18 protein-coding genes are annotated in these 19,626 nt (G+C 45.4%); 9 read left to right on the top strand and 9 right to left on the bottom strand.

What is annotated here, in order from left to right:
* Positions 1-190: 190 nt before the first annotated feature.
* Together ACMXYR_RS09305 and ACMXYR_RS09310 are read left to right on the top strand one after the other, a co-directional pair.
* Positions 191-712: a peptidylprolyl isomerase gene (locus ACMXYR_RS09305; RefSeq protein ID WP_415898239.1), complete on the top strand. Its 522-nt coding sequence runs from the start codon at positions 191-193 to the stop codon at positions 710-712.
* Positions 712-1,437 (top strand): UDP-2,3-diacylglucosamine diphosphatase, encoded by a 726-nt coding sequence (locus ACMXYR_RS09310; protein WP_415901348.1) that lies wholly within the window; start codon positions 712-714, stop codon positions 1,435-1,437. The genes ACMXYR_RS09305 and ACMXYR_RS09310 overlap by 1 nt, the downstream gene beginning before the upstream one ends.
* A 69-nt stretch (positions 1,438-1,506) precedes the next feature.
* Here ACMXYR_RS09310 and ACMXYR_RS09315 read toward each other — a convergent pair whose 3' ends face one another.
* Complete coding sequence (locus tag ACMXYR_RS09315; protein ID WP_415881516.1) at positions 1,507-2,115, bottom strand: tRNA-(ms[2]io[6]A)-hydroxylase; 609 nt, start codon at positions 2,113-2,115, stop codon at positions 1,507-1,509.
* 139 nt (positions 2,116-2,254) lie between these two features.
* Here ACMXYR_RS09315 and ACMXYR_RS09320 point away from each other — a divergent pair, with 139 nt between their 5' ends.
* Positions 2,255-3,115, top strand: a complete 861-nt coding sequence (locus ACMXYR_RS09320; protein WP_415901349.1) for a hypothetical protein — start codon at positions 2,255-2,257, stop codon at positions 3,113-3,115.
* 19 nt (positions 3,116-3,134) lie between these two features.
* On the opposite strand, the gene ACMXYR_RS09325 is transcribed toward ACMXYR_RS09320, so the two are convergent.
* On the bottom strand, positions 3,135-3,767 hold the full coding sequence (locus tag ACMXYR_RS09325; RefSeq protein ID WP_415901350.1) for a LysE family translocator: 633 nt from the start codon (positions 3,765-3,767) through the stop codon (positions 3,135-3,137).
* A gap of 382 nt (positions 3,768-4,149) precedes the next feature.
* On the opposite strand from ACMXYR_RS09325, the gene fusA reads away from it, so the two are divergent.
* Positions 4,150-6,240, top strand: a complete 2,091-nt coding sequence (fusA, locus tag ACMXYR_RS09330) for an elongation factor G (RefSeq protein ID WP_415881519.1) — start codon at positions 4,150-4,152, stop codon at positions 6,238-6,240.
* Positions 6,241-6,423: 183 nt separating this feature from the next.
* Entirely contained in the window at positions 6,424-6,651 is a 228-nt protein-coding gene (locus ACMXYR_RS09335; protein WP_415884661.1) for a DUF1059 domain-containing protein, read from the top strand.
* A 6-nt stretch (positions 6,652-6,657) separates the two neighbouring features.
* Here the strand turns inward: ACMXYR_RS09335 and ACMXYR_RS09340 are convergent, their stop codons facing one another.
* A complete protein-coding gene (locus ACMXYR_RS09340; RefSeq protein WP_415901351.1) occupies positions 6,658-7,443 on the bottom strand; it encodes a substrate-binding periplasmic protein in 786 nt (261 codons plus the stop codon).
* A gap of 291 nt (positions 7,444-7,734) precedes the next feature.
* Between ACMXYR_RS09340 and ACMXYR_RS09345 the strand changes: the two genes are divergently transcribed.
* Both ACMXYR_RS09345 and ACMXYR_RS09350 read left to right on the top strand, forming a co-directional pair.
* The gene (locus ACMXYR_RS09345; RefSeq protein ID WP_415901352.1) at positions 7,735-8,394 is read left to right on the top strand and encodes a DUF4253 domain-containing protein; all 660 of its coding nucleotides are present in this window, start codon (positions 7,735-7,737) and stop codon (positions 8,392-8,394) included.
* Between the two features lie 164 nt (positions 8,395-8,558).
* Entirely contained in the window at positions 8,559-9,425 is an 867-nt protein-coding gene (locus ACMXYR_RS09350; protein ID WP_415901353.1) for a DMT family transporter, read from the top strand.
* 129 nt (positions 9,426-9,554) lie between these two features.
* Here the strand turns inward: ACMXYR_RS09350 and prpF are convergent, their stop codons facing one another.
* From prpF to ACMXYR_RS09380, 6 genes are all read right to left on the bottom strand, one after another.
* Complete coding sequence (gene prpF / locus ACMXYR_RS09355; RefSeq protein WP_415901354.1) at positions 9,555-10,733, bottom strand: 2-methylaconitate cis-trans isomerase PrpF; 1,179 nt, start codon at positions 10,731-10,733, stop codon at positions 9,555-9,557.
* Between the two features lie 257 nt (positions 10,734-10,990).
* Positions 10,991-13,594 (bottom strand): Fe/S-dependent 2-methylisocitrate dehydratase AcnD, encoded by a 2,604-nt coding sequence (gene acnD / locus ACMXYR_RS09360; protein WP_415898472.1) that lies wholly within the window; start codon positions 13,592-13,594, stop codon positions 10,991-10,993.
* A gap of 123 nt (positions 13,595-13,717) precedes the next feature.
* Positions 13,718-14,845: a 2-methylcitrate synthase gene (prpC, locus tag ACMXYR_RS09365; RefSeq protein ID WP_415888430.1), complete on the bottom strand. Its 1,128-nt coding sequence runs from the start codon at positions 14,843-14,845 to the stop codon at positions 13,718-13,720.
* A gap of 85 nt (positions 14,846-14,930) precedes the next feature.
* Positions 14,931-15,824 carry a methylisocitrate lyase gene (gene prpB / locus ACMXYR_RS09370; protein WP_415881526.1) on the bottom strand — a complete coding sequence of 298 codons (894 nt, stop codon included), beginning with the start codon at positions 15,822-15,824 and terminating at the stop codon, positions 14,931-14,933.
* A complete protein-coding gene (locus ACMXYR_RS09375) occupies positions 15,814-16,530 on the bottom strand; it encodes a GntR family transcriptional regulator (RefSeq protein WP_415901355.1) in 717 nt (238 codons plus the stop codon). The genes prpB and ACMXYR_RS09375 overlap by 11 nt, the downstream gene beginning before the upstream one ends.
* A gap of 140 nt (positions 16,531-16,670) precedes the next feature.
* Entirely contained in the window at positions 16,671-17,540 is an 870-nt protein-coding gene (locus ACMXYR_RS09380; protein ID WP_415901356.1) for an alpha/beta fold hydrolase, read from the bottom strand.
* A gap of 238 nt (positions 17,541-17,778) precedes the next feature.
* On the opposite strand from ACMXYR_RS09380, the gene pabB reads away from it, so the two are divergent.
* Both pabB and ACMXYR_RS09390 read left to right on the top strand, forming a co-directional pair.
* A complete protein-coding gene (pabB, locus tag ACMXYR_RS09385) occupies positions 17,779-19,110 on the top strand; it encodes an aminodeoxychorismate synthase component I (RefSeq protein ID WP_415901357.1) in 1,332 nt (443 codons plus the stop codon).
* A gap of 13 nt (positions 19,111-19,123) precedes the next feature.
* Entirely contained in the window at positions 19,124-19,585 is a 462-nt protein-coding gene (locus ACMXYR_RS09390; protein WP_415901358.1) for a cyclic nucleotide-binding domain-containing protein, read from the top strand.
* Positions 19,586-19,626: the final 41 nt, after the last annotated feature.

Consider the following 19,626-nt stretch of genomic DNA (forward strand, 5'->3'; position numbering starts at 1 on the left):
CAGTGAATATCAGTAAGATTTTTTCAATAAATTTCTAAGTAATCTCCGCATACCAAAAAGGTTGCCTACAATTCTTTGGGGTTGGTACTTTAGAATCAATTATTCGCCACTTAGGAATAAACAGTGATGCGTTTCTCTTAGACTTGCGTATAATGGGCCAGTCAAAGGCGAAGAAGTGGACTTTACAACAATGATCATCCTCCATACTAATTTTGGTGATATCTCTATAGAGCTAGACCACGAAAAAGCTCCGAAAACAGCAGCAAACTTCGAGCAATATGTCACGGAAGGCTTCTACGATGGCGTTATTTTCCATCGTGTAATCAATGGCTTCATGATCCAAGGCGGCGGTTTTGAACCAGGTATGGTACAAAAAACCACTCGCGAAACTATTGAAAACGAAGCAGACAACGGTCTATCTAATGCGGCAGGCACTATCGCTATGGCACGCACAATGGATCCACACAGCGCATCTGCACAGTTCTTTATTAATGTTTCTGACAACACTTTCCTTGACCACACAGCTAAGACAACTGAAGGCTGGGGTTACGCGGTATTTGGTAAAGTTGTTGACGGTATGGATGTAGTTAACAAACTAAAAGCAGCATCAACTACTATCCGCGCTGGCCATCAAGATGTACCGGTTGAAGACATCATCATCGAGTCAGCTGAAATCGCTACAGAAGAAGTAGAAAGCGCAGAAGAAGAATAATGCCCGTATACTTTGTCTCAGATATACATCTGAAACCCGAACGCCCGGATCTTACCCGGGCGTTTTCGTATTTCCTAGAACATACTGCTGCCGATGCGACACAGCTGTATCTTCTAGGGGATATTTTCGAAGCATGGATTGGCGACGATTGCCCTACCCCCGGCTTGGATGATCTTTTACAGCAACTCAAAACATTGAGTGACAAAGGCTGTGAAATTTTCTTCCAACACGGCAACCGCGATTTTTTGGTAGGCGAACAGTTCTGCCAAAGCATCGGTGCCAAACTTCTACCTGAAGAACTTGTACTTCCGCTGCCAATTGGCAATGCCGTGGTGCTTCATGGTGATCAGCTTTGCACAGATGATACTGAGTACATGCAGTTCCGCGCTTTGGTTCGCAATCCACAGTGGCAACAAGATTTCTTAAGTAAGTCATTAGAAGAGCGTTTAGCTATCGCTCGACAACTGAGAGACACCAGCAAACAACGCACAACCGAAAAGTCTGATTACATCACTGATGTAAATGCAGACGCGGTTAAACAATCTTTTGCTGATAACAAAGTTTCACTGATGATCCATGGTCATACCCATAGACCTGCTATACATGAAGTGGAGCTAGCTTCCGAGTCTGCGACACGTATTGTGCTCGGCGACTGGGACGAACTCGGCTGGTATATTAAAGTCGATCAAGATGGTTACGATCTCATTAGCTTCGAAATCGAGTGATGTAGGAGCTCACCCTGTGAGCGATAAATGATAAAAATCGCCCACGGGGGGTGGGCTCCTACATAATAATCAGATGAATGTTGGTGCACCGCTATGGAAACGGAACTCATCATCTGGTGACTCAATTAGCTCACGCTCAACTTCGCGGAAAAATGCCACGCGCTCATCAATTGGCTCGCCGGCATAATCTTCAGCAAGACCCAAGTAATCTTGATAATGACGGCCTTCAGACTTCAGTAATGAACGATAGAACTTCGCAAGTTCATCATCTAAAAACGGAGCAAGCTTGGCAAAACGCTCACATGAACGCGCTTCTATAAAAGCACCAATAATCAGCACATCGATCAAACGGCCCGGTTCTGAAGTACGAACATGGGAACGCATACCGCCCGCATATCGAGCAGAAGACATATGGTCATAAACCACACCTCGATCCTGCATGATCGCCAACACTTGCTCAAAGTGAATTAGCTCTTCACGCGCCAAACGTGACATCTTGTTTAGCAACTCAAGACGATCAACATAGCGAAACATCAATGTCATTGCTGTCGAAGCCGCTTTCTTCTCACAATGCGCATGATCAATCAGAAGAATATCCTGATTCTGCAATGCAGCTTGAATCCAAGAATCGGGAGTTTCACATGCTAAAAATTCTTTGATCTCGTCGAGAGCGTCCATTAATACCTGACCTAACACACGTTGTAATAAGGAGGCGCATTATAGCCATTGATATGAGACTTTTTAACCTAAGAAGCTCTATATTCCTTAACTGATTGATCTACTACAATAAAATGGTCCAATTCGGTTGAGCCGTACAATGCGAACTTTTCTAACACTGCTGTTATTAATATCAAGCCACCTTAGTGCAGACACTCTATCGATCGGTGTGCATGCTAATTACGTTAATGAGCATTTTAAATTAGCCGCAGGTAGAGCCGGCTATTCAAATGTATTACCTGTAAAAGAGTGCCCAGAACTAGACTCCGAACAACTTAAAGGTTCTCAACGAATCACCATGGATATCATGGTCATTTGCAACGCAGTCAAATCGGCCAAATACGTCGACCTACTTCGACTAGTCCCATACCCTAATGTTGCCCGCGGTCTTCAACTAGCTAACAACAATAAGATTGATATGGTTGGCCAATCGCTGTTTGAGGGCGATCATCGTAAGGAAGAAAACCTATTAATCACTCACCCTGTTATTCGAATAGGGGAATTCCAGGTCGGCATTTTTTCTACAAAGAACAGAACTGACATTTTGGAGTTAGGTGATAGTATCGATGTCAGTAAATTAAGAGGCGTTACCGTTAAAAGCTGGAAAACCGACCAAGCCGCGCTCAACAACATAGGAGCTAAGCAAGTTAACCTGCTACCCACTAGAAACTTGATAGCTAATTTTATCTCCAGTGGCCGTGGTGACTTTACCCTCTCCTACCTTAAAGAGCCGGTCGTCACCAGGATCGGCGGAGAGTTAATCAGAATACCAGGGGTAAAAGTCAGCTTTGATGCATCCCGCTCTTTTATTTTGCCAGCGCGTAATACTCAGCTTTTCAATATTCTGCAAAGCTACATCAAAGAGCAAAGACAAAAATCACCAGATGCGATTCGCCAAGCTTATATACACGCAGGCTTTATTACTGAAGTTTACGATCACTGGCGTGATCTAGCTAAGTAGTACGCAAGATGAAGCAGCATTATCTTTCAGTCGTTACCAGCTTCAGCGCCAAACCAACAAAGACGGTGCCAGCGACTTTATTAATAATCGACTGACCCAATTCGGAATCTTGAACCCAACCGCGCAAACTCCCCGAAAGTAGCGCCACTGAGCTCATGACAAAGAAAGCTACAACGATAAAAACCATACTTAAGGTAAATAACTGCTGACTTAGTGAGCCAACCGCTGGGTCGGCAAACTGAGGCAGGAAGGCCATAAAGAAGATCGCCAATTTTGGATTAGTAGAGCTCATCAGAATTCCACGGCGATAGAGCTGCATCGCACTAAGCTGTGGCTGCTCTGACATGGACACCTTGGCAGCAGCCGCACGAAAGGACATAAACGCCAAATAAAGCAGATAAACCACACCGACGATTTTAAGCAGGGTAAACGCCACAGCACTGGCCTGAAAAACTGCAGCCACACCTAAAGTGACAGCAACGGTGTGAAATAGCAGACCAGTACATAAACCTAGAGTGACAACAATACCAGCCTTACGACCATGAAGAATCGACTGTATCAAAACAAAAATATTATCGGGCCCTGGCGCATAGGAGATTAACGTAGACGCAACAATAAATCCGATCAGCACATCAACACTTAACATACTCATAACTACCTAAAATATTTATCTACAGTGGATCATAATCAGTCATCGCAATCATTCAAATCCCTATTCAATCTAAATCTGTTTCTTTTTTGGGGGCACGACCATTTTTTGGTAGCAAACACTATCGGGAGTTATAAAAGCGATAAAGGAGTGCAATTTATTTTTTTTATTCCGAAAAATATCAATAACCCTCATATATCAGTAACTTAAAATCTAATTTTCAGTTAAAAAAACTACCAGAATTTTTAAAAGCCTAGCGTTAATCCCCCTTCTTAAATAAATATCAGCAGAAAGAAGTATTTCCTTGTAATTTTTCTTCGAAAAGTCATAAAAAACCTTGTATACTGTCGCGCAATTTTAGGACCTCACTTAGTCGAGTATAGAGATGACAGACTTAACCAAGTACAGAAACATCGGTATTTTCGCGCACGTAGATGCGGGTAAAACCACAACAACAGAACGTATCCTTAAGCTTACTGGTAAGATCCATAAGATGGGTGACGTTCACGATGGCGAAGCTACTACTGACTTCATGGAGCAGGAAGCTGAGCGTGGTATCACAATCCAGTCTGCAGCGACGACTTGTTTCTGGAAAGATCACCGCATGAACATCATCGATACTCCGGGCCACGTTGACTTCACAGTTGAAGTATACCGTTCCCTAAAAGTACTTGATGGTGGTGTAGGTGTATTCTGTGGTTCCGGTGGTGTAGAACCTCAGTCTGAAACTAACTGGCGTTACGCGAACGAGTCTGAAGTAGCTCGTTTGATCTTCGTAAACAAACTAGACCGTCTTGGTGCTGACTTCTACCGCGTTGTAGATCAGGTTAAGAACGTACTAGGCGCTAACCCACTAGTTATGACTCTACCAATCGGCCGTGAAGACAACTTCACAGGTGTTGTAGACGTTCTATCTCAAAAAGCTTACATCTGGGACGATTCTGGCCTTCCAGAGAACTACGAAGTAACTGACATCCCTGCTGACCTAGTAGACGATGCGGCTATGTACCGTGAGCAACTAATCGAAACTGCTCTAGAGCAAGACGAAGACCTAATGATGGAATACCTAGAAGAAGGTACTGAGCCATCAATGGACGACATCAAGCGTTGCATTCGTGAAGGTACTCGTAAGCTAGACTTCTTCCCAACTTTCTGTGGTTCTGCATACAAGAACAAAGGTATCCAGCTTGTTCTAGATGCTGTTGTTGACTACCTACCGAACCCAGTAGAAGTTGACGCTCAGCCACTAACTGACAAAGAAACTGGTGAGCCAACTGGCGAAGTAGCTACAGTAGCTATAGATGAGCCATTCCGTGCACTTGCATTCAAGATCATGGATGACCGTTTCGGCGCTCTAACTTTCGTACGTGTTTACTCTGGTGTTCTTAACAAGGGTGACACAATCCTTAACTCTTACACTGGCAAAACTGAGCGTATCGGCCGTATGGTTGAGATGCACGCTGATGACCGTACTGAGCTAGATTCTGCTCAAGCTGGTGACATCATCGCAATTGTTGGTATGAAGAACGTTCAGACTGGTCACACTCTATGTGATCAGAAGAACCCTTGTACTCTTGAGCCAATGATCTTCCCTGAGCCAGTAATCTCTATTGCTGTAACTCCTAAGGACAAAGGTTCTACTGAGAAAATGGGTATCGCTATCGGTAAGATGGTTGCAGAAGACCCATCTTTCGTAGTTGAAACTGACGAAGATTCTGGTGAAACAATCCTTAAAGGCATGGGTGAACTTCACCTAGACATTAAGGTAGACATCCTTAAGCGTACTTACGGCGTTGAGCTAGAAGTAGGTAAGCCACAGGTTGCATACCGTGAAACGATCACTCAGTCTGTTGAAGACAGCTACACGCACAAGAAGCAGTCTGGTGGTTCTGGTCAGTACGGTAAGATCGATTACCGCATCAAGCCAGGTGAGCCAAACTCTGGCTTTACGTTCACTTCTACAGTAGTAGGCGGTAACGTACCTAAAGAATTCTTCCCAGCGATCGAAAAAGGCTTCGCTGGCATGATGGAACAAGGTGTACTAGCAGGCTTCCCCGTACTAGACGTTGAAATCGAACTATACGACGGTGGCTTCCACGCGGTTGACTCCTCTGCTGTAGCATTCGAAATCGCAGCTAAAGGCGCTTTCCGTCAGTCTATCCCTAAAGCGGGTGCACAACTTCTTGAGCCAATCATGAAAGTTGACGTATTCACTCCAGATGACAACGTTGGTGATGTAATCGGTGACCTTAACCGTCGTCGTGGCATGATCAAAGACCAAGAAGCTGGCGCTACTGGCGTACGCATCAAAGCAGACGTTCCACTATCTGAAATGTTTGGTTACATCGGTCACCTACGTACTATTACTTCTGGTCGCGGTCAGTTCTCTATGGAATTCGAACGCTATGCAGCATGCCCACAGAATGTTGCTGACGAAGTAATCGCTGAAGTAAAAGCTAAAAACGAAGCTAAGTAATCTAATTACTTAACTCGTTGAAAAAGCCCGCTGAGAAATCAGCGGGCTTTTTTGTTTCTGCCATGAACTCCCTCCTTCTTACACATACTCTTTAAACGAAGTTTGTCCAATTAAGCCCTTTCGACTACCCTGAAGCGAACAACTAAACAGAATTTTTTCTATAGGAGAAATAGCGTGAAAACCATGACTTGCAGGCAACTTGGCGGCGGTTGCGATCTTGAGTTTAAAGCCAATACATTTGAAGAGATGTCCGAACTAGCAAAACAACATGGTATGGAGATGTTTCAGCAACAAGATACCGATCACCTAGCAGCTATGCAAAAAGTACAGCTGATGATGTTAGACCCTGAAGCTATGCAGGCTTGGATGAACGAAAAGCGCGAAGAGTTTAATGCTCTGCCAAATGACTAGCCTTGCCTAATATTGGTATTTGCTTTCGATCGCAGCAAAGGTTCCATCTGCCTTCATCTGCTCCATCGCTAACCGAACTTTCTCTACAAAACTTGGCGTCACTCTCAACTTAGAAAACAACAGATAAGTTGACCAAGAAAGCACCTCCATTCGCTCACCGTTGTAGAGAACAATATCGATCTGATCTTCCAGTTCTTGCTTTTGGATGTAGTGCATCACTGGCAGCAGATCACCAACAAACATATCTACTCGATCATTCAGCAACTGTTTAACACTTTGTTCAGTTGAATCAGCCAACTCAACTTTATGAAACTTCTCACTGTCTAACGCCTGTCTGAACAGACCGCTTCCGTATAGATAGCCCGCCCTAACAGAGATATATTTATCTTTAACATTTGAAAAATCAGGCTGAACCTGAAATTGATCAGATTTGCGCTTAAACAGCACATAGCTTTGCTGAATCAAGACACTATCAACGTAGTAACCCCACTTCTGGCGAGGTTCATTTTTTCCCGCATTAAACAGCAAATCACGCTCTCCATGCTCAGTCACATAGACCGCACGCTTCCAAGGGAAAAACTGAAAATCAATTTGCTTTACGCCGACTCGGGTTAGAGCCTCTTTGGCGATATCTACAGCAAGCCCTTTCGGCTCGCCATTTTCACGATACTCATAGGGAGGATAATGAAGCGTCGTAGCAAAGACTACTTCTGGAATATCATCAGCCAAGGCAACTGAAGAACATAGCGCACAAAAACATAACAACGTTGCTATGTATCGATTCAACTCCATCTAGCACGCCTCGAATTTCTCAAATATCTAAACAGTATTGTGCATATTCCACATAGATCAAATCAGGCAATTTGCTACTGACTTACGTTAAGCTTTAAGCCACCGATCGGAAGAACACTCCTAACACCGTATCAAAGAATATCAGTCACTTTCTTCCAACTGCACGTAACTGCTCGACCCGTACTTAAAAATTACTGTTAACTAAGCCACTCCCTTAGCAACTCAAACAGACTTATAAATCCCCCTCCTATTTCTGATACCATTACGCGAAATTATTCTTTAGGGCCGAAAATGAAATTCGTCAATCTTGATCCAGCTGATGCCTTCGCAAAAGCTATTAAGGCAAGCAGCAAAGATAACAAACTGGTGGTATGCGGTACTGAAGAAGATAAATCTTATATTGAAGAGCACCTTCTAGAAAGCTCGCAATCTCCAAAAGATATCATTCGTGCCACTGCCAAGATCAAAACAGCTACATGGCTCAGCAAACGACGCCAACTGTTAGAATCAGATGAGGAGTTAAACCTCGCAGAAATAACCGGCGAATGGAAAGCTGAATCAAGCGATAAACAGGGCTTTAATCTTGCGACAGACTTTGTCACTGGCGAAGCCGTTGATAATCTTCTAGGCGTCAAAATTAAAACTGATAGCAGTTGGAAGATCCCTGCTCATTTTAAATTTGGTGGCTGGAACGCCTGCCCTGAACCAGAAGTTCACTGCGCCATGTGGAAACATTGGCAGCTAAAGTATGGCGCTAAGATTGTCGGGGTCAGCAATGACGTGATTGAAGCTTATATTACTAAGCCACCACAAACCGCAGAAGAAGCAATGGAACTGGCTTGGGAGCAATATCTATATTGTCCGGATATTGTAGATCAAGGCGTGGAAACAGTTTCAAAACTTGCAGAAGTTCTACTTAACCACGACTGCTGGTACTTTTGGTGGGATTAAGTTTAAAGACAGGCCAAGTTCGGTAGAAAACAGCTAAAAGCAGCAAAAGACTGATAGAGAAAGAGCTTAAAGAGCTAAGCCCCGTTCTAACAGCTGAATAACTGGCCGTCAGAACAGACTTAGGGTACTGTCCTTACACCTACATACCTAATACCGAGTTAAGGATGACATTAAAATCCAAAGCACTTCTCATTGCTTTCCTGCTAGTAGGTTTGTCGCTCATACCTGTTGGGGACTCCGCCGGTAAACTGCTTGGCATTCAAGGTGTAGATCCACTATTTATTGCTTGGAGCAGGCTCGCTGTTGGCTTTGCATTTGTTCTTCCCTTCTCTGGATTGACGATTAAAGAGGTCGGTCAACTCTTTAACTGGCGCTTATTAATCCGTGCAGGTTTATTCACCTGCGCTATCTTCAGCATGCTCACAGCGCTGAAAACCGAGCCTATCGCCAATGTCTTTGGTATCTTCTTTATAGGACCAATCGTTTCTTATTTTCTAGCCGGATTAATTCTTAAAGAGACAATTACACCGGCGCGCTCAATCGCTTTGCTTATAGGCTTTGCCGCGGTACTGATGGTAGTAAAACCAGGATTTGATATGGGAACCGGCACACCTTTAGCACTACTAGCAGGTACGTGTTTTGGCTGTATGCTGGTATGCAATCGATGGCTGGCCGGACAATTTAGACCAAGACTCATTCTGGTATCCACTCTCTTAGCAGGCAGTTTAGCCCTAGCGCCTATAGCTGTACCTACCATTCCTACAGAATTAGATACTAATCTAATCACACTAGTATTAGTGAGCTCACTCGCTTCTGCCATTGGCAATCTAATTATCCTGCAAGCCAGCAAACACCTAGAAGCCAGTATTGTTGCGCCGCTCGTTTATTCTCAACTCATTATCGCCACTACACTTGGCGTTGTGTTGTTTGATGAATGGCCAGATATGATCAGTGGTATTGGACTCATCATTATCTTTTCTTCTGGTGTATGCTCTTTTTTCCTATCCAACAAAAAGCCATCTAACTCATAAGAAAATGGCCTTTTAGTTTTTTTGGATAAAAAAAACCACGCTAAAAAGCGTGGCCATTAAGGAAGAGCTGAAGAAACTATTCTGATAGGAAAATAGCTCTCCAGTGAGCCCTTCAGGGTTACTCTAGAACTAGAAACTGTCTCCTGGAATGCGTAGATTGCCTTCCATAATTACACGAGCACTTCGGCTCATTACCGCTTTCTTAGCAGTCCAATCGCCATCAACTTCTTCAGCGGCAGCACCGACACGCAATGTGCCAGATGGGTGACCAAAGGTTACCGCTTCACGCTCACCACCACCGGCAGCAAGGTTGACTAAGGTTCCTGGTACAGCTGCAGCTGTTGCAATAGCAACAGAGGCCGTGCCCATCATCGCATGGTGTAACTTGCCCATAGATAATGCACGTACACATACATCAATATCGTTTGCAGAGATCTGCTTACCGCTTGATGCTTCGTAGTCAGTCGCAGGCGCAACAAACGCAATCTTCGGCGTATGCTGACGTGCAACCGCTTCTGAGATATCGCTGATCAAACCCATCTGCACAGCACCGTATGCACGCATAGTTTCGAAACGCGCCAACTCATCGGCATTACCATTAATATCTTTCTGTAGCTCAGTGCCTTTGTAGCCAATATCTTCAGCATTCACGAAGATAGTCGGGATACCTGCATTGATGAACGTTGCTTTAAAGGTACCAATGCCCGGTACTTCCATATCATCAACCAAGTTACCCGTTGGGAACATGGAACCTTCACCATCAGCCGGATCCATAAACTCGATCACAACTTCAGCCGCGGGGAAAGTTACACCGTCTAACTCAAAATCACCGGTTTCCTGCACTTCGCCATTGGTGATTGGCACGTGAGCAATAATGGTTTTCTTAATATTCTTTTGCCAGATACGAACTGTGCAGATACCGTTTTCAGGAATACGCTCAGGGTCAACTAGACCGCCACTGATCGCGAAAGCACCTACCGCTGCAGTCAAGTTACCGCAGTTACCCGACCAATCTACGAAAGGCTTGTTGATCGCTACCTGACCGAACAGGTAATCCACATCGTGATCTGGTTCTGAACTTTTATCCAGAATAACGGTTTTACTGGTACTGGATGTTGCACCGCCCATGCCATCAATCTGCTGGCCGTAAGGGTCTGGGCTACCGATCACACGCATTAGTATGTTGTCACGAGCTTCGCCTGGCTCTTGCGCTACTTCTGGCAGATCCTGACGACGAAAGAAAACACCTTTACTGGTTCCACCGCGATAGTAAGTCGCTGGGATTTTTATCTGTGGTACGTGTGACATAAACTTTTCCTACTTGATTCACACAGCTATCTAACGCTGCTCTATCAATTCGAATAAAACGCTTAGTAACAATGACTGACATAACCTTGTATTCAAGGCCACGTGCAGTCTCTACTCTGGCCAGTCATTGTTAGTAAAAGCTTTGCTTCGAAACTCAGCAAAATGATGGGCGCTGCTTGCTCGACTTTGAAACCCCAGCCCTACGTGAGCCTGTAGAGCTAGGATTTGCAAACAACGCCTATCGGAACTGCCAGCTATTAATTTCCTTCTAGGAAATCTTTAGCGAAACGCTGTAGAACACCACCCGCGTTGTACACATGTACTTCCGCAGCAGTATCCAAACGACAAGTCACTGGTACTTCTACCTTCTCGCCGTTAGCACGGTTGATGATCAAAGTTAGATCACAACGTGGTGAGATATCACCAACGATGTCAAATGTCTCAGTACCATCAATACCGTAAGTGTTACGGGTATCACCCTCTTTGAACTGAACAGGTAGTACACCCATACCAACTAGGTTAGTACGGTGGATACGCTCAAAGCCTTCAGCAACGATTGTTTCCACACCTGCAAGGCGAACGCCTTTCGCAGCCCAATCTCGGGAAGAGCCCTGACCGTAGTCAGCACCTGCAACAATGATCAGGTTCTGTTTACGGTCCATGTAGGTTTCAATTGCTTCCCACATGCGGCTTTCTGTACCTTCTGGCTCGATACGCGCAAGGGAACCCTGCTTGATCTCACCGTTTTCATCACGACACATTTCGTTCAACAGTTTCGGGTTAGCGAACGTTGCACGCTGTGCTGTTAAGTGGTCACCACGGTGAGTTGCGTAAGAGTTAAAGTCTTCTTCTGGAAGACCCATCTTCGCGCAGTATTCACCTGCAGCAGAACTCGCTTGAATCGCATTAGATGGGGACAGGTGGTCAGTTGTGATGTTGTCACCTAGAACCGCCAGCGGACGCATACCTTTCATAGTACGCTCGCCTGCCAATGCACCTTCCCAGTATGGAGGGCGACGAATATAAGTAGACATTTTACGCCAGTCGTAAAGCGGGCTTTCTGCGCGCTCAACGTCACCAAGATCGAACATTGGGATGTAGATCTGGTTGAACTGCTCTGGCTTAACTGCCTTAGCTACGATTTCATCGATCTCTTCATCTGATGGCCACAGATCTTTTAGTGTGATCTCTTTGCCATCAACTACAGCCAATACATCATTTTCGATATCGAAACGAACTGTACCTGCGATTGCGTAAGCAACTACCAGCGGTGGCGACGCTAGGAAGGCTTGCTTGGCGTGTGGGTGGATACGCCCATCGAAGTTACGGTTACCCGATAGAACAGCTGTTGCGTATAGATCGCGTTCAACGACTTCTTTCTCGATAACAGGGTCTAGAGCACCAGACATACCGTTACATGTAGTACATGCGTACGCCACGATACCGAAACCTAGTTTCTCAAGTTCTGGTAATAGACCTGCTTCTTCCAAGTAAAGTTTCGCAACTTTAGAACCTGGTGCAAAAGAGGTTTTAACCCAAGGCTTACGCACTAGACCTAGCTCGTTTGCCTTTTTAGCAACTAGACCTGCAGCAACAACGTTGCGCGGGTTAGATGTGTTTGTACAAGATGTGATAGCAGCGATGATTACCGCACCATCTGGCATTAGGCCTTCTGCTTCTTCAGCTTTTGCCGCAGCCAACATATCTTCACCAGCAATGCCACGCTCATTTAGCGCAGTCGTTGGTAGACGACGATGTGGGTTAGAAGGACCCGCCATGTTACGTACAACGCTAGATAGATCAAACTCAAGTACACGTTCGTACTGAGCTTCAACTAGATCATCAGCCCATAGGCCTGTGTGTTTCGCATATTGCTCAACTAGCGCTACTTGCTCTGGTTCACGACCTGTTAGCTTCAAGTAATCTATAGTCTGCTCATCGATGTAGAACATACCTGCAGACGCGCCGTATTCTGGTGTCATGTTAGACAACGTCGCACGGTCACCGATAGACAAGGTAGCAGCACCAGGACCAAAGAATTCTAGGTAAGCAGATACAACTTTCTCGTTACGTAGGAACTCAGTCATTGCGAGTGCGATATCTGTCGCAGTGATGCCAGGCTGGCGTTCACCAACAATTTTCACACCCACAATGTCTGGTAGACGCATCATAGAAGGCAGACCTAGCATAACGGTTTCTGCTTCTAGACCACCTACTCCAATCGCGATTACACCTAGTGCATCAACATGTGGCGTGTGGGAGTCCGTACCTACGCAAGTATCTGGGTAAGCCACACCATCACGGTTTTGGATGACCGGAGACATCTTCTCCAAGTTGATCTGGTGCATGATGCCGTTACCCGCTGGGATTACATCTACGTTATCAAACGCAGTTTTACACCAGTCTATAAAGTGGAAACGGTCATCGTTACGGCGATCTTCAATCGCACGGTTTTTCTCAAATGCATCCGGATCGAAACCTGGCGCTTCAACAGCCAGAGAGTGGTCTACGATAAGCTGAGTTGGTACAACAGGGTTTACCTTAGATGGATCACCACCTTGGTCAGCAATCGCGTCACGCAGACCTGCAAGGTCAACCAGTGCAGTCTGACCAAGGATGTCATGACATACAACACGTGCTGGATACCATGGGAAGTCCAGTGTACGTTTAGTTTCGATCAATTGTTTTAGAGAGTCGGTCAGCGCAGATGGCTCACAACGACGTACCAGTTGCTCAGCCAAAACACGAGACGTGTATGGCAGTTTTGCATAAGCACCTGGCTGGATATCTTCAATCGCTTGGCGGGTATCAAAGAAATCTATAGAGGTACCCGGAAGAGGCTTGCGGTATTCAGTATTCATGGCACAACCTGTCAGGTTCATTCAAGCCGAGAGGAGTTAGCAAAGCTAATCTCTCAGCTTTTTATTATTCAAATCAGGACAGCGATCTGGGTGATAGCTCAAACCGCTGTCTACTGTCGTCTCTTATGGACGATCTTCGATAGCAACCCAATCAGCCGTTTCTGGACCGGTGTAGTCAGCAGATGGACGGATGATACGGTTGTTAGCGCGCTGCTCCATTACGTGAGCAGTCCAACCTGCCGCACGAGAACAAACAAAGATAGGTGTAAACAGCTTCGTAGGAATTCCCATGAAGTTGTAAGCAGATGCGTGGAAAAAGTCTGCGTTACAGAACAACTTCTTCTCGCGCCACATAACTGCTTCAACACGCTCAGAAACTGCGTACAGGTGAGTATCACCAACCTGCTCAGATAGTTTCTTGGACCACTCTTTGATGATCGCGTTACGTGGGTCAGATTCGCGGTAGATCGCGTGACCGAAGCCCATGATCTTATCTTTACGCGCCAACATGCCCATGATTGCTTCTTCAGCTTCATCCGCAGATTTCCACTGTTGAACCATATCCATTGCAGCTTCGTTAGCACCACCGTGCAGAGGACCACGTAGGGAACCAATTGCAGCAGTCACACAGCTATGAATATCAGATAGCGTAGATGCACATACACGCGCAGTGAATGTAGACGCGTTGAATTCGTGCTCAGCGTAAAGGATCAAAGACGCGTGCATTACTTCAACATGCAGCGGCTCAGGCTTCTCGTTGTGAAGCGTCCATAGGAACTGCTCAGCAATAGAATCAGCATCAGTTTCAACGTTTACACGTACGCCGTTGTGGCTGAAGTTGTACCAGTAGTTGATCATGCCAGGGAAGACCGCAAGCATACGATCGATATGATCGTGCTGCTCAGAGAAATCTTTCTCTTCTTCTAGGTTACCCAACATAGAGCAACCTGTACGCATCACGTCCATTGGGTGCGCTTCAGCAGGAATCTGTTCTAGAACTGTTTTTAGTGCTTCTGGCAGTGCACGCATACCTTTTAACTTAGCTTTGTATGCATCTAGCTCAGCCTGATTTGGCAGTTTTCCGTAAAGTAGAAGATAAGCAACTTCTTCAAACTGCGCTTTATCAGATAGTTCTTTGATATCGTAACCACGGTAAGTCAGACCTGAACCTGTTTTACCTACAGTACATAATGCCGTTTCACCTGCAGACTGACCTCGTAGACCAGCACCACCCAGTTTTTTGTCGACCATGATTATGCTCCTGTTTCCTATCTATGCGGGTTCTGCGACCCGCTTGCTAAAATCAATTAAGTAAAGCGTAAAATCAAAATACTGCTTACTTATTCTTACCTTCTGCGAACAATGCATCCAACTTCTGCTCGAAGTCGTGATAATTCAAGAAATCGTAAAGTTCCATACGTGTTTGCATGGTATCGACAACAGCTTTTTGATCACCATCTTTAAGAAGATGCTCGTAAACATTAAGGGCTGCCTTGTTGGCTGCGCGGAATGCAGACAGTGGGTATAGCACCATGCTTGCACCGTGAGCAGCTAGTTCCTCGGTATTAAATAGAGGCGTAGCACCAAACTCAGTAATGTTCGCCAATAGATGAGCGCCATTAATACCATCCGAAAACGCTTTGTAATCATCTAGCGTATGCACTGCTTCTGCGAAGATGCCATCTGCACCAGCCTCTAGACATGCTTGCGCGCGTTCAACCGCAGCATTAAGACCTTCCATCTGGAAAGCATCTGTACGTGCTACAACAAAGAAGTCATCATCAGTTTTTGCATCAACCGCTGCTTTAACGCGATCAACCATCTCTTCAAGAGTAACAATCTCTTTGTTTGGACGGTGACCGCAACGTTTCTGTGCAATCTGATCTTCAATGTGAACCGCTGCTGCACCTGCTTTGGTCATCTCTTTGACCGTGCGTGCAATGTTAAAAGCTCCACCCCATCCCGTATCAATATCAACCATCAGCGGAGTTTCTACTGCGCTGGTAATACGGCTTACATCTGCTAGAACGTCATTCATCGATGTCATGCCTAGGTCAGGCAAACCGTATGAGTGGTTAGCGACACCACCACCAGATAAGTAAATTGCTTTATGACCTACACGTTCAGCCATCATGGCGTGATATGCGTTAGTCGTACCTACAATCTGAAGTGGGTTTGTTTCAGCTAGTGCTTTACGAAAACGTGCACCGGCAGACAGGTTATTGGACATGTTCTTCCCCTCTGGTTTCGGTCGCTGCGTTCAGTTTCTCTTCCACGTTGCTGCGTGCGGCGCCAATATGTCGGCGCATGAGCATTTCAGCCAATTCCGGATCGCGGGATTCAATCGCGTCTACAATCTGGCGGTGCTCTTTAAGTGCACGTTTTGGTCGTGAACTAGAGACACTGAACTGGTATCTGTACATTCGTACTAAGTGATATAGATCCCCGCCTAAAAATTCGAGCAGCTTCTCATTTTTGCTGCCGTGAACAATGCGGTAGTGAAAATCCAGATCACCCTCTTTTTGGAAATACGATCGGCCCTCTAGCTGTTCGACACTCTGTTCATGCTCATCTAATAGAGCACGCAAGCTATCGATTTCGTCTTGAGGCATATTTTCTGCTGCTAAGCGGCAGGCCATACCTTCAAGTGCTTCGCGGACGCGATATATTTCAATAAGTTCTTTTGCCGACAGATTAACAACCCGCGCACCGACATGAGGCTTACGTTCAACTAACCTTAGTGCTTCCAAACGACGCATCGCTTCTCGCAAAGGCCCACGGCTAATGCCGTACGTTTTGGCAAGCTCAGGCTCGCTGATCTTCTGACCGGGAGGAATATCCCCCACCACAATCGCAGTTACAATTTGTTCGCAAACGCGATCGGCCAATGTGCGCGTTTCTTGTTGAAACGCTTTATTGTCTGTTTTATCAGTCATAACAACCCTTGATTGAAGATTGTCGACAATCTTGAACTGAGACCAAGATACTCCTGCTAAATTGAGCCGTCAACTCGAAATAGCGAAAAGATTGTCAACACAATACAAAAGTTTAAGGGTTTTACCTTATCACTTCGTAATTATTTGTTAGTTATATAACGCTGTAACTCTTCATTCATCACTCGCGCGATCTGGCGCGGCTTTTGAAACGGTAACGAATGATCAGTTCCAGCCATCAAAAAGTAGTGCCAATTGGGCAGGCGCTCCGCCAACTCTCGCTGGTACTGGTGCATAAGGTCCACGCTGTTCCCGCCTATAAAGCTGGTAACATCACCTTGCGCCGCCACTAATTCTTCTCTGTCTATCTGCTTTACTGCCTGTGTTACGCAGTCCAAAGCATTCGCAAAACCTTCCGGTCGCGCCCCTAATCTGCTGACAGTTAACTTTTCTACTTGCGGTGAAACCTTACGATTAGGCGAAATCGCGTCTAAAAAGTTAACAATGCCCTTCTCTACCTGCACAGCACCTCTCAGATTCAGTGCCGCTTGCGAGAACTGGTTACGCAGCTCGATGGTGGTTTCCCAGCAAGGGCGATCTAGCACCGCCGATTCCAATAGATACTGCTTACCAACACGATCAGAGTGCTGCTGTTTAAACAGCAGCGAGATTAAGCCACCTAGGGAATAACCTGCTAAATCAAACTGCCACCAGCCCAGATGATCAACCAAGGCATTTAAGTCTGCAACCAGCTCCTGCGCTGCAAAGGGGTGTTCTTTACGATCTGGAAAGTAGGTATCACCCATGCCTCTCTGGTCAGGCACCAACACCTCAGACCATTGAGTTAAAAATGCAGTGATATGCTCCCAAGTATCAACCCCAGCAACACCTGCCCCATGCAGCAAGACCAGCCTTCTGGAAGGCTCAATTTCAGGATTTCGATAGATTCGATAAACAATATGCTGATCAGGCAAAGTAAGGCTTTGCTTATCAACACTAAAAGGATGCTTCATGTAGCAACAATACTCTTAATGCTCTAATAGGTTTAACCTCATTCTAGCTGAACAGAGTAACCAAACCAGCATTTTGTCGACAATCTTTGGTATGAACGAAAAACAAACAACGTTTTTTTAAACGTTTACAGTTGTTTTCACTTATTTTGTCGCGGCAAAGCCTTTCACATAGACAGTTCCAATGGGGTTACATACAATTCACACACTTCATTCAATAACTAAGAATTAAGCCAGTTCATTGATCACCCAACGTTCTGTTCCGTATTTAGCTAACAGTGAAATTTACTTTGAGCGTCTTCGCCCTCTAGGTAATGCTGTATTTCTTGATAGTGGTCGTCCTAACTGTCCATGGGGGCGGTTCGACATCATCGCGGCTGCACCGGTTGAAATTTTAAGCATGAATGCAGAGCAGCCTGCATTTGATGCACTGCAAGATCTGTACAACCGCTATCGGAACCCGCAAGCAGAACAATCCGATCTGCCATTCCAAGGCGGCATCATCGGTCACTTTGCTTATGATCTGGGCCGATCCGTTGAAGCTATGCCGGTGAAGGCAGAAGATTTTGCCTCCCTACCCGACATGCAAGTGGGCATGTATCTATGGGGCTTAGTGGTCGATCACCATAAAGAGCAAGCTTACCTCGTAGCCGATCATCGCGTACCTAAAGAGCAACTCGACCAGATCGAACTGCAACTGACTCAAGCAACAAACACCACAAACTCTGATTTCCAGCTAGATAAAGCCTTTAGCGCCAATATCACTGAAGCGGAATACCAGCAGAAGCTTGAACAGATAGATAACTACATCCATGCTGGCGACTGTTATCAGGTCAACTTTGCTCAACGCTTTAATAGCAGTTATCAAGGTGACAGCTGGGAAGCCTATAAAAAGCTAAGAACCCATGCTCCAACACCTTATTCTGCTTATATCGATCTAGGGGAGCAGCAAATTTTGTCTCTTTCCCCAGAGCAGTTCCTAGAAACTAAAGATGGGATAGTAACGACTAAACCGATTAAGGGTACGCGACCACGCTCATCTGATTTAACAGAAGATCAACGTCTGAAACAGGAACTAAGCGATTCTCTTAAAGATCGCGCCGAGAACCTGATGATTGTCGATCTTATGCGCAACGATCTTAGTAAGGTCTGTCAGCACAACTCGGTAAAAGCACCAAAGCTCTTTAACATTGAGAGCTATGCCAACGTGCATCACAAAGTTAGCACTGTGACGGGCAACTTAAGCTCAGATTACTCACCGATTGCGCTACTAAAACATTGCTTTCCTGGCGGCTCCATCACCGGCGCACCAAAGATTAGAGCAATGGAGATTATCGAAGAACTAGAACCCCACCGTCGCTCTATCTACTGCGGCTCTATTGGTTACATCAGCCTATGTGGCCGTATGGATACCAGCATCACCATTCGCACCCTGCTATGCGAGAACGATCAGATTTTCTGCTGGGCTGGCGGTGGAATTGTCGCAGACTCTGTTTCATCCATGGAGTATCAAGAAACCTTCGACAAAGTGAATAACTTGCTCCAATGCTTGGAAGCAACTATTCCTAATTAGAAGGAGTATATACATGGCTAAAAACACGACGCTCAGCAAAGAAAGTGCCCTAGCTATTCTTGATAAAGTGGCCTTATTCGATGATATGAACCGCAAGGACAAACAACTCCTTGCTCAGTTCAACTGGTACTTTATCGCATACAATAGCGGCGACTACTTAACCGACGAAGATTCTTTAGATAAACGCTTCTTTATCCTACTAAGCGGCGGTGTCAATGTACTTAAAGGCACAACACAACAACTGATCACCCAGCTATCCCCTGGCGAAATTATCGGCGAGATTTCTTTCCTAACAAACGAACCACGTACCGCAAGCGTTATTGCCAACAGAGAAAGTACAGCGCTGGTTATTGACCAGGAATTACTAGACAAGCTTCCGATAGAAACCAGAGAGAAGCTCAAGGATCAGCTAATCTTAAAAATGGCATTACGCTTAAACCGGATGAACAACCGATTTGCACTCAGCCAGACTTAATTGTGTTTAAGCCAACAGATCCTATCATTTTGCCTATAATT

It is taken from the genome of Neptuniibacter sp. QD29_5 (genome assembly GCF_047778125.1).
Classification (GTDB): domain Bacteria; phylum Pseudomonadota; class Gammaproteobacteria; order Pseudomonadales; family Balneatricaceae; genus Neptuniibacter.

Bases quoted from the DNA above. Each gene is read 5' to 3' on its own strand.
- ACMXYR_RS09380 (WP_415901356.1), bottom strand. From the start codon at position 17,540: ATGAAGCATCCTTTTAGTGTTGATAAGCAAAGCCTTACTTTGCCTGAT.
- fusA (WP_415881519.1), top strand. From the start codon at position 4,150: ATGACAGACTTAACCAAGTACAGAAACATCGGTATTTTCGCGCACGTA.
- ACMXYR_RS09320 (WP_415901349.1), top strand. From the start codon at position 2,255: ATGCGAACTTTTCTAACACTGCTGTTATTAATATCAAGCCACCTTAGT.
- ACMXYR_RS09305 (WP_415898239.1), top strand. From the start codon at position 191: ATGATCATCCTCCATACTAATTTTGGTGATATCTCTATAGAGCTAGAC.
- ACMXYR_RS09315 (WP_415881516.1), bottom strand. From the start codon at position 2,115: ATGGACGCTCTCGACGAGATCAAAGAATTTTTAGCATGTGAAACTCCC.
- ACMXYR_RS09390 (WP_415901358.1), top strand. From the start codon at position 19,124: ATGGCTAAAAACACGACGCTCAGCAAAGAAAGTGCCCTAGCTATTCTT.
- ACMXYR_RS09375 (WP_415901355.1), bottom strand. From the start codon at position 16,530: ATGACTGATAAAACAGACAATAAAGCGTTTCAACAAGAAACGCGCACA.
- ACMXYR_RS09335 (WP_415884661.1), top strand. From the start codon at position 6,424: ATGACTTGCAGGCAACTTGGCGGCGGTTGCGATCTTGAGTTTAAAGCC.
- prpB (WP_415881526.1), bottom strand. From the start codon at position 15,824: ATGTCCAATAACCTGTCTGCCGGTGCACGTTTTCGTAAAGCACTAGCT.
- ACMXYR_RS09340 (WP_415901351.1), bottom strand. From the start codon at position 7,443: ATGGAGTTGAATCGATACATAGCAACGTTGTTATGTTTTTGTGCGCTA.
- ACMXYR_RS09350 (WP_415901353.1), top strand. From the start codon at position 8,559: ATGACATTAAAATCCAAAGCACTTCTCATTGCTTTCCTGCTAGTAGGT.
- ACMXYR_RS09310 (WP_415901348.1), top strand. From the start codon at position 712: ATGCCCGTATACTTTGTCTCAGATATACATCTGAAACCCGAACGCCCG.
- prpF (WP_415901354.1), bottom strand. From the start codon at position 10,733: ATGTCACACGTACCACAGATAAAAATCCCAGCGACTTACTATCGCGGT.
- prpC (WP_415888430.1), bottom strand. From the start codon at position 14,845: ATGGTCGACAAAAAACTGGGTGGTGCTGGTCTACGAGGTCAGTCTGCA.
- ACMXYR_RS09325 (WP_415901350.1), bottom strand. From the start codon at position 3,767: ATGAGTATGTTAAGTGTTGATGTGCTGATCGGATTTATTGTTGCGTCT.
- ACMXYR_RS09345 (WP_415901352.1), top strand. From the start codon at position 7,735: ATGAAATTCGTCAATCTTGATCCAGCTGATGCCTTCGCAAAAGCTATT.
- acnD (WP_415898472.1), bottom strand. From the start codon at position 13,594: ATGAATACTGAATACCGCAAGCCTCTTCCGGGTACCTCTATAGATTTC.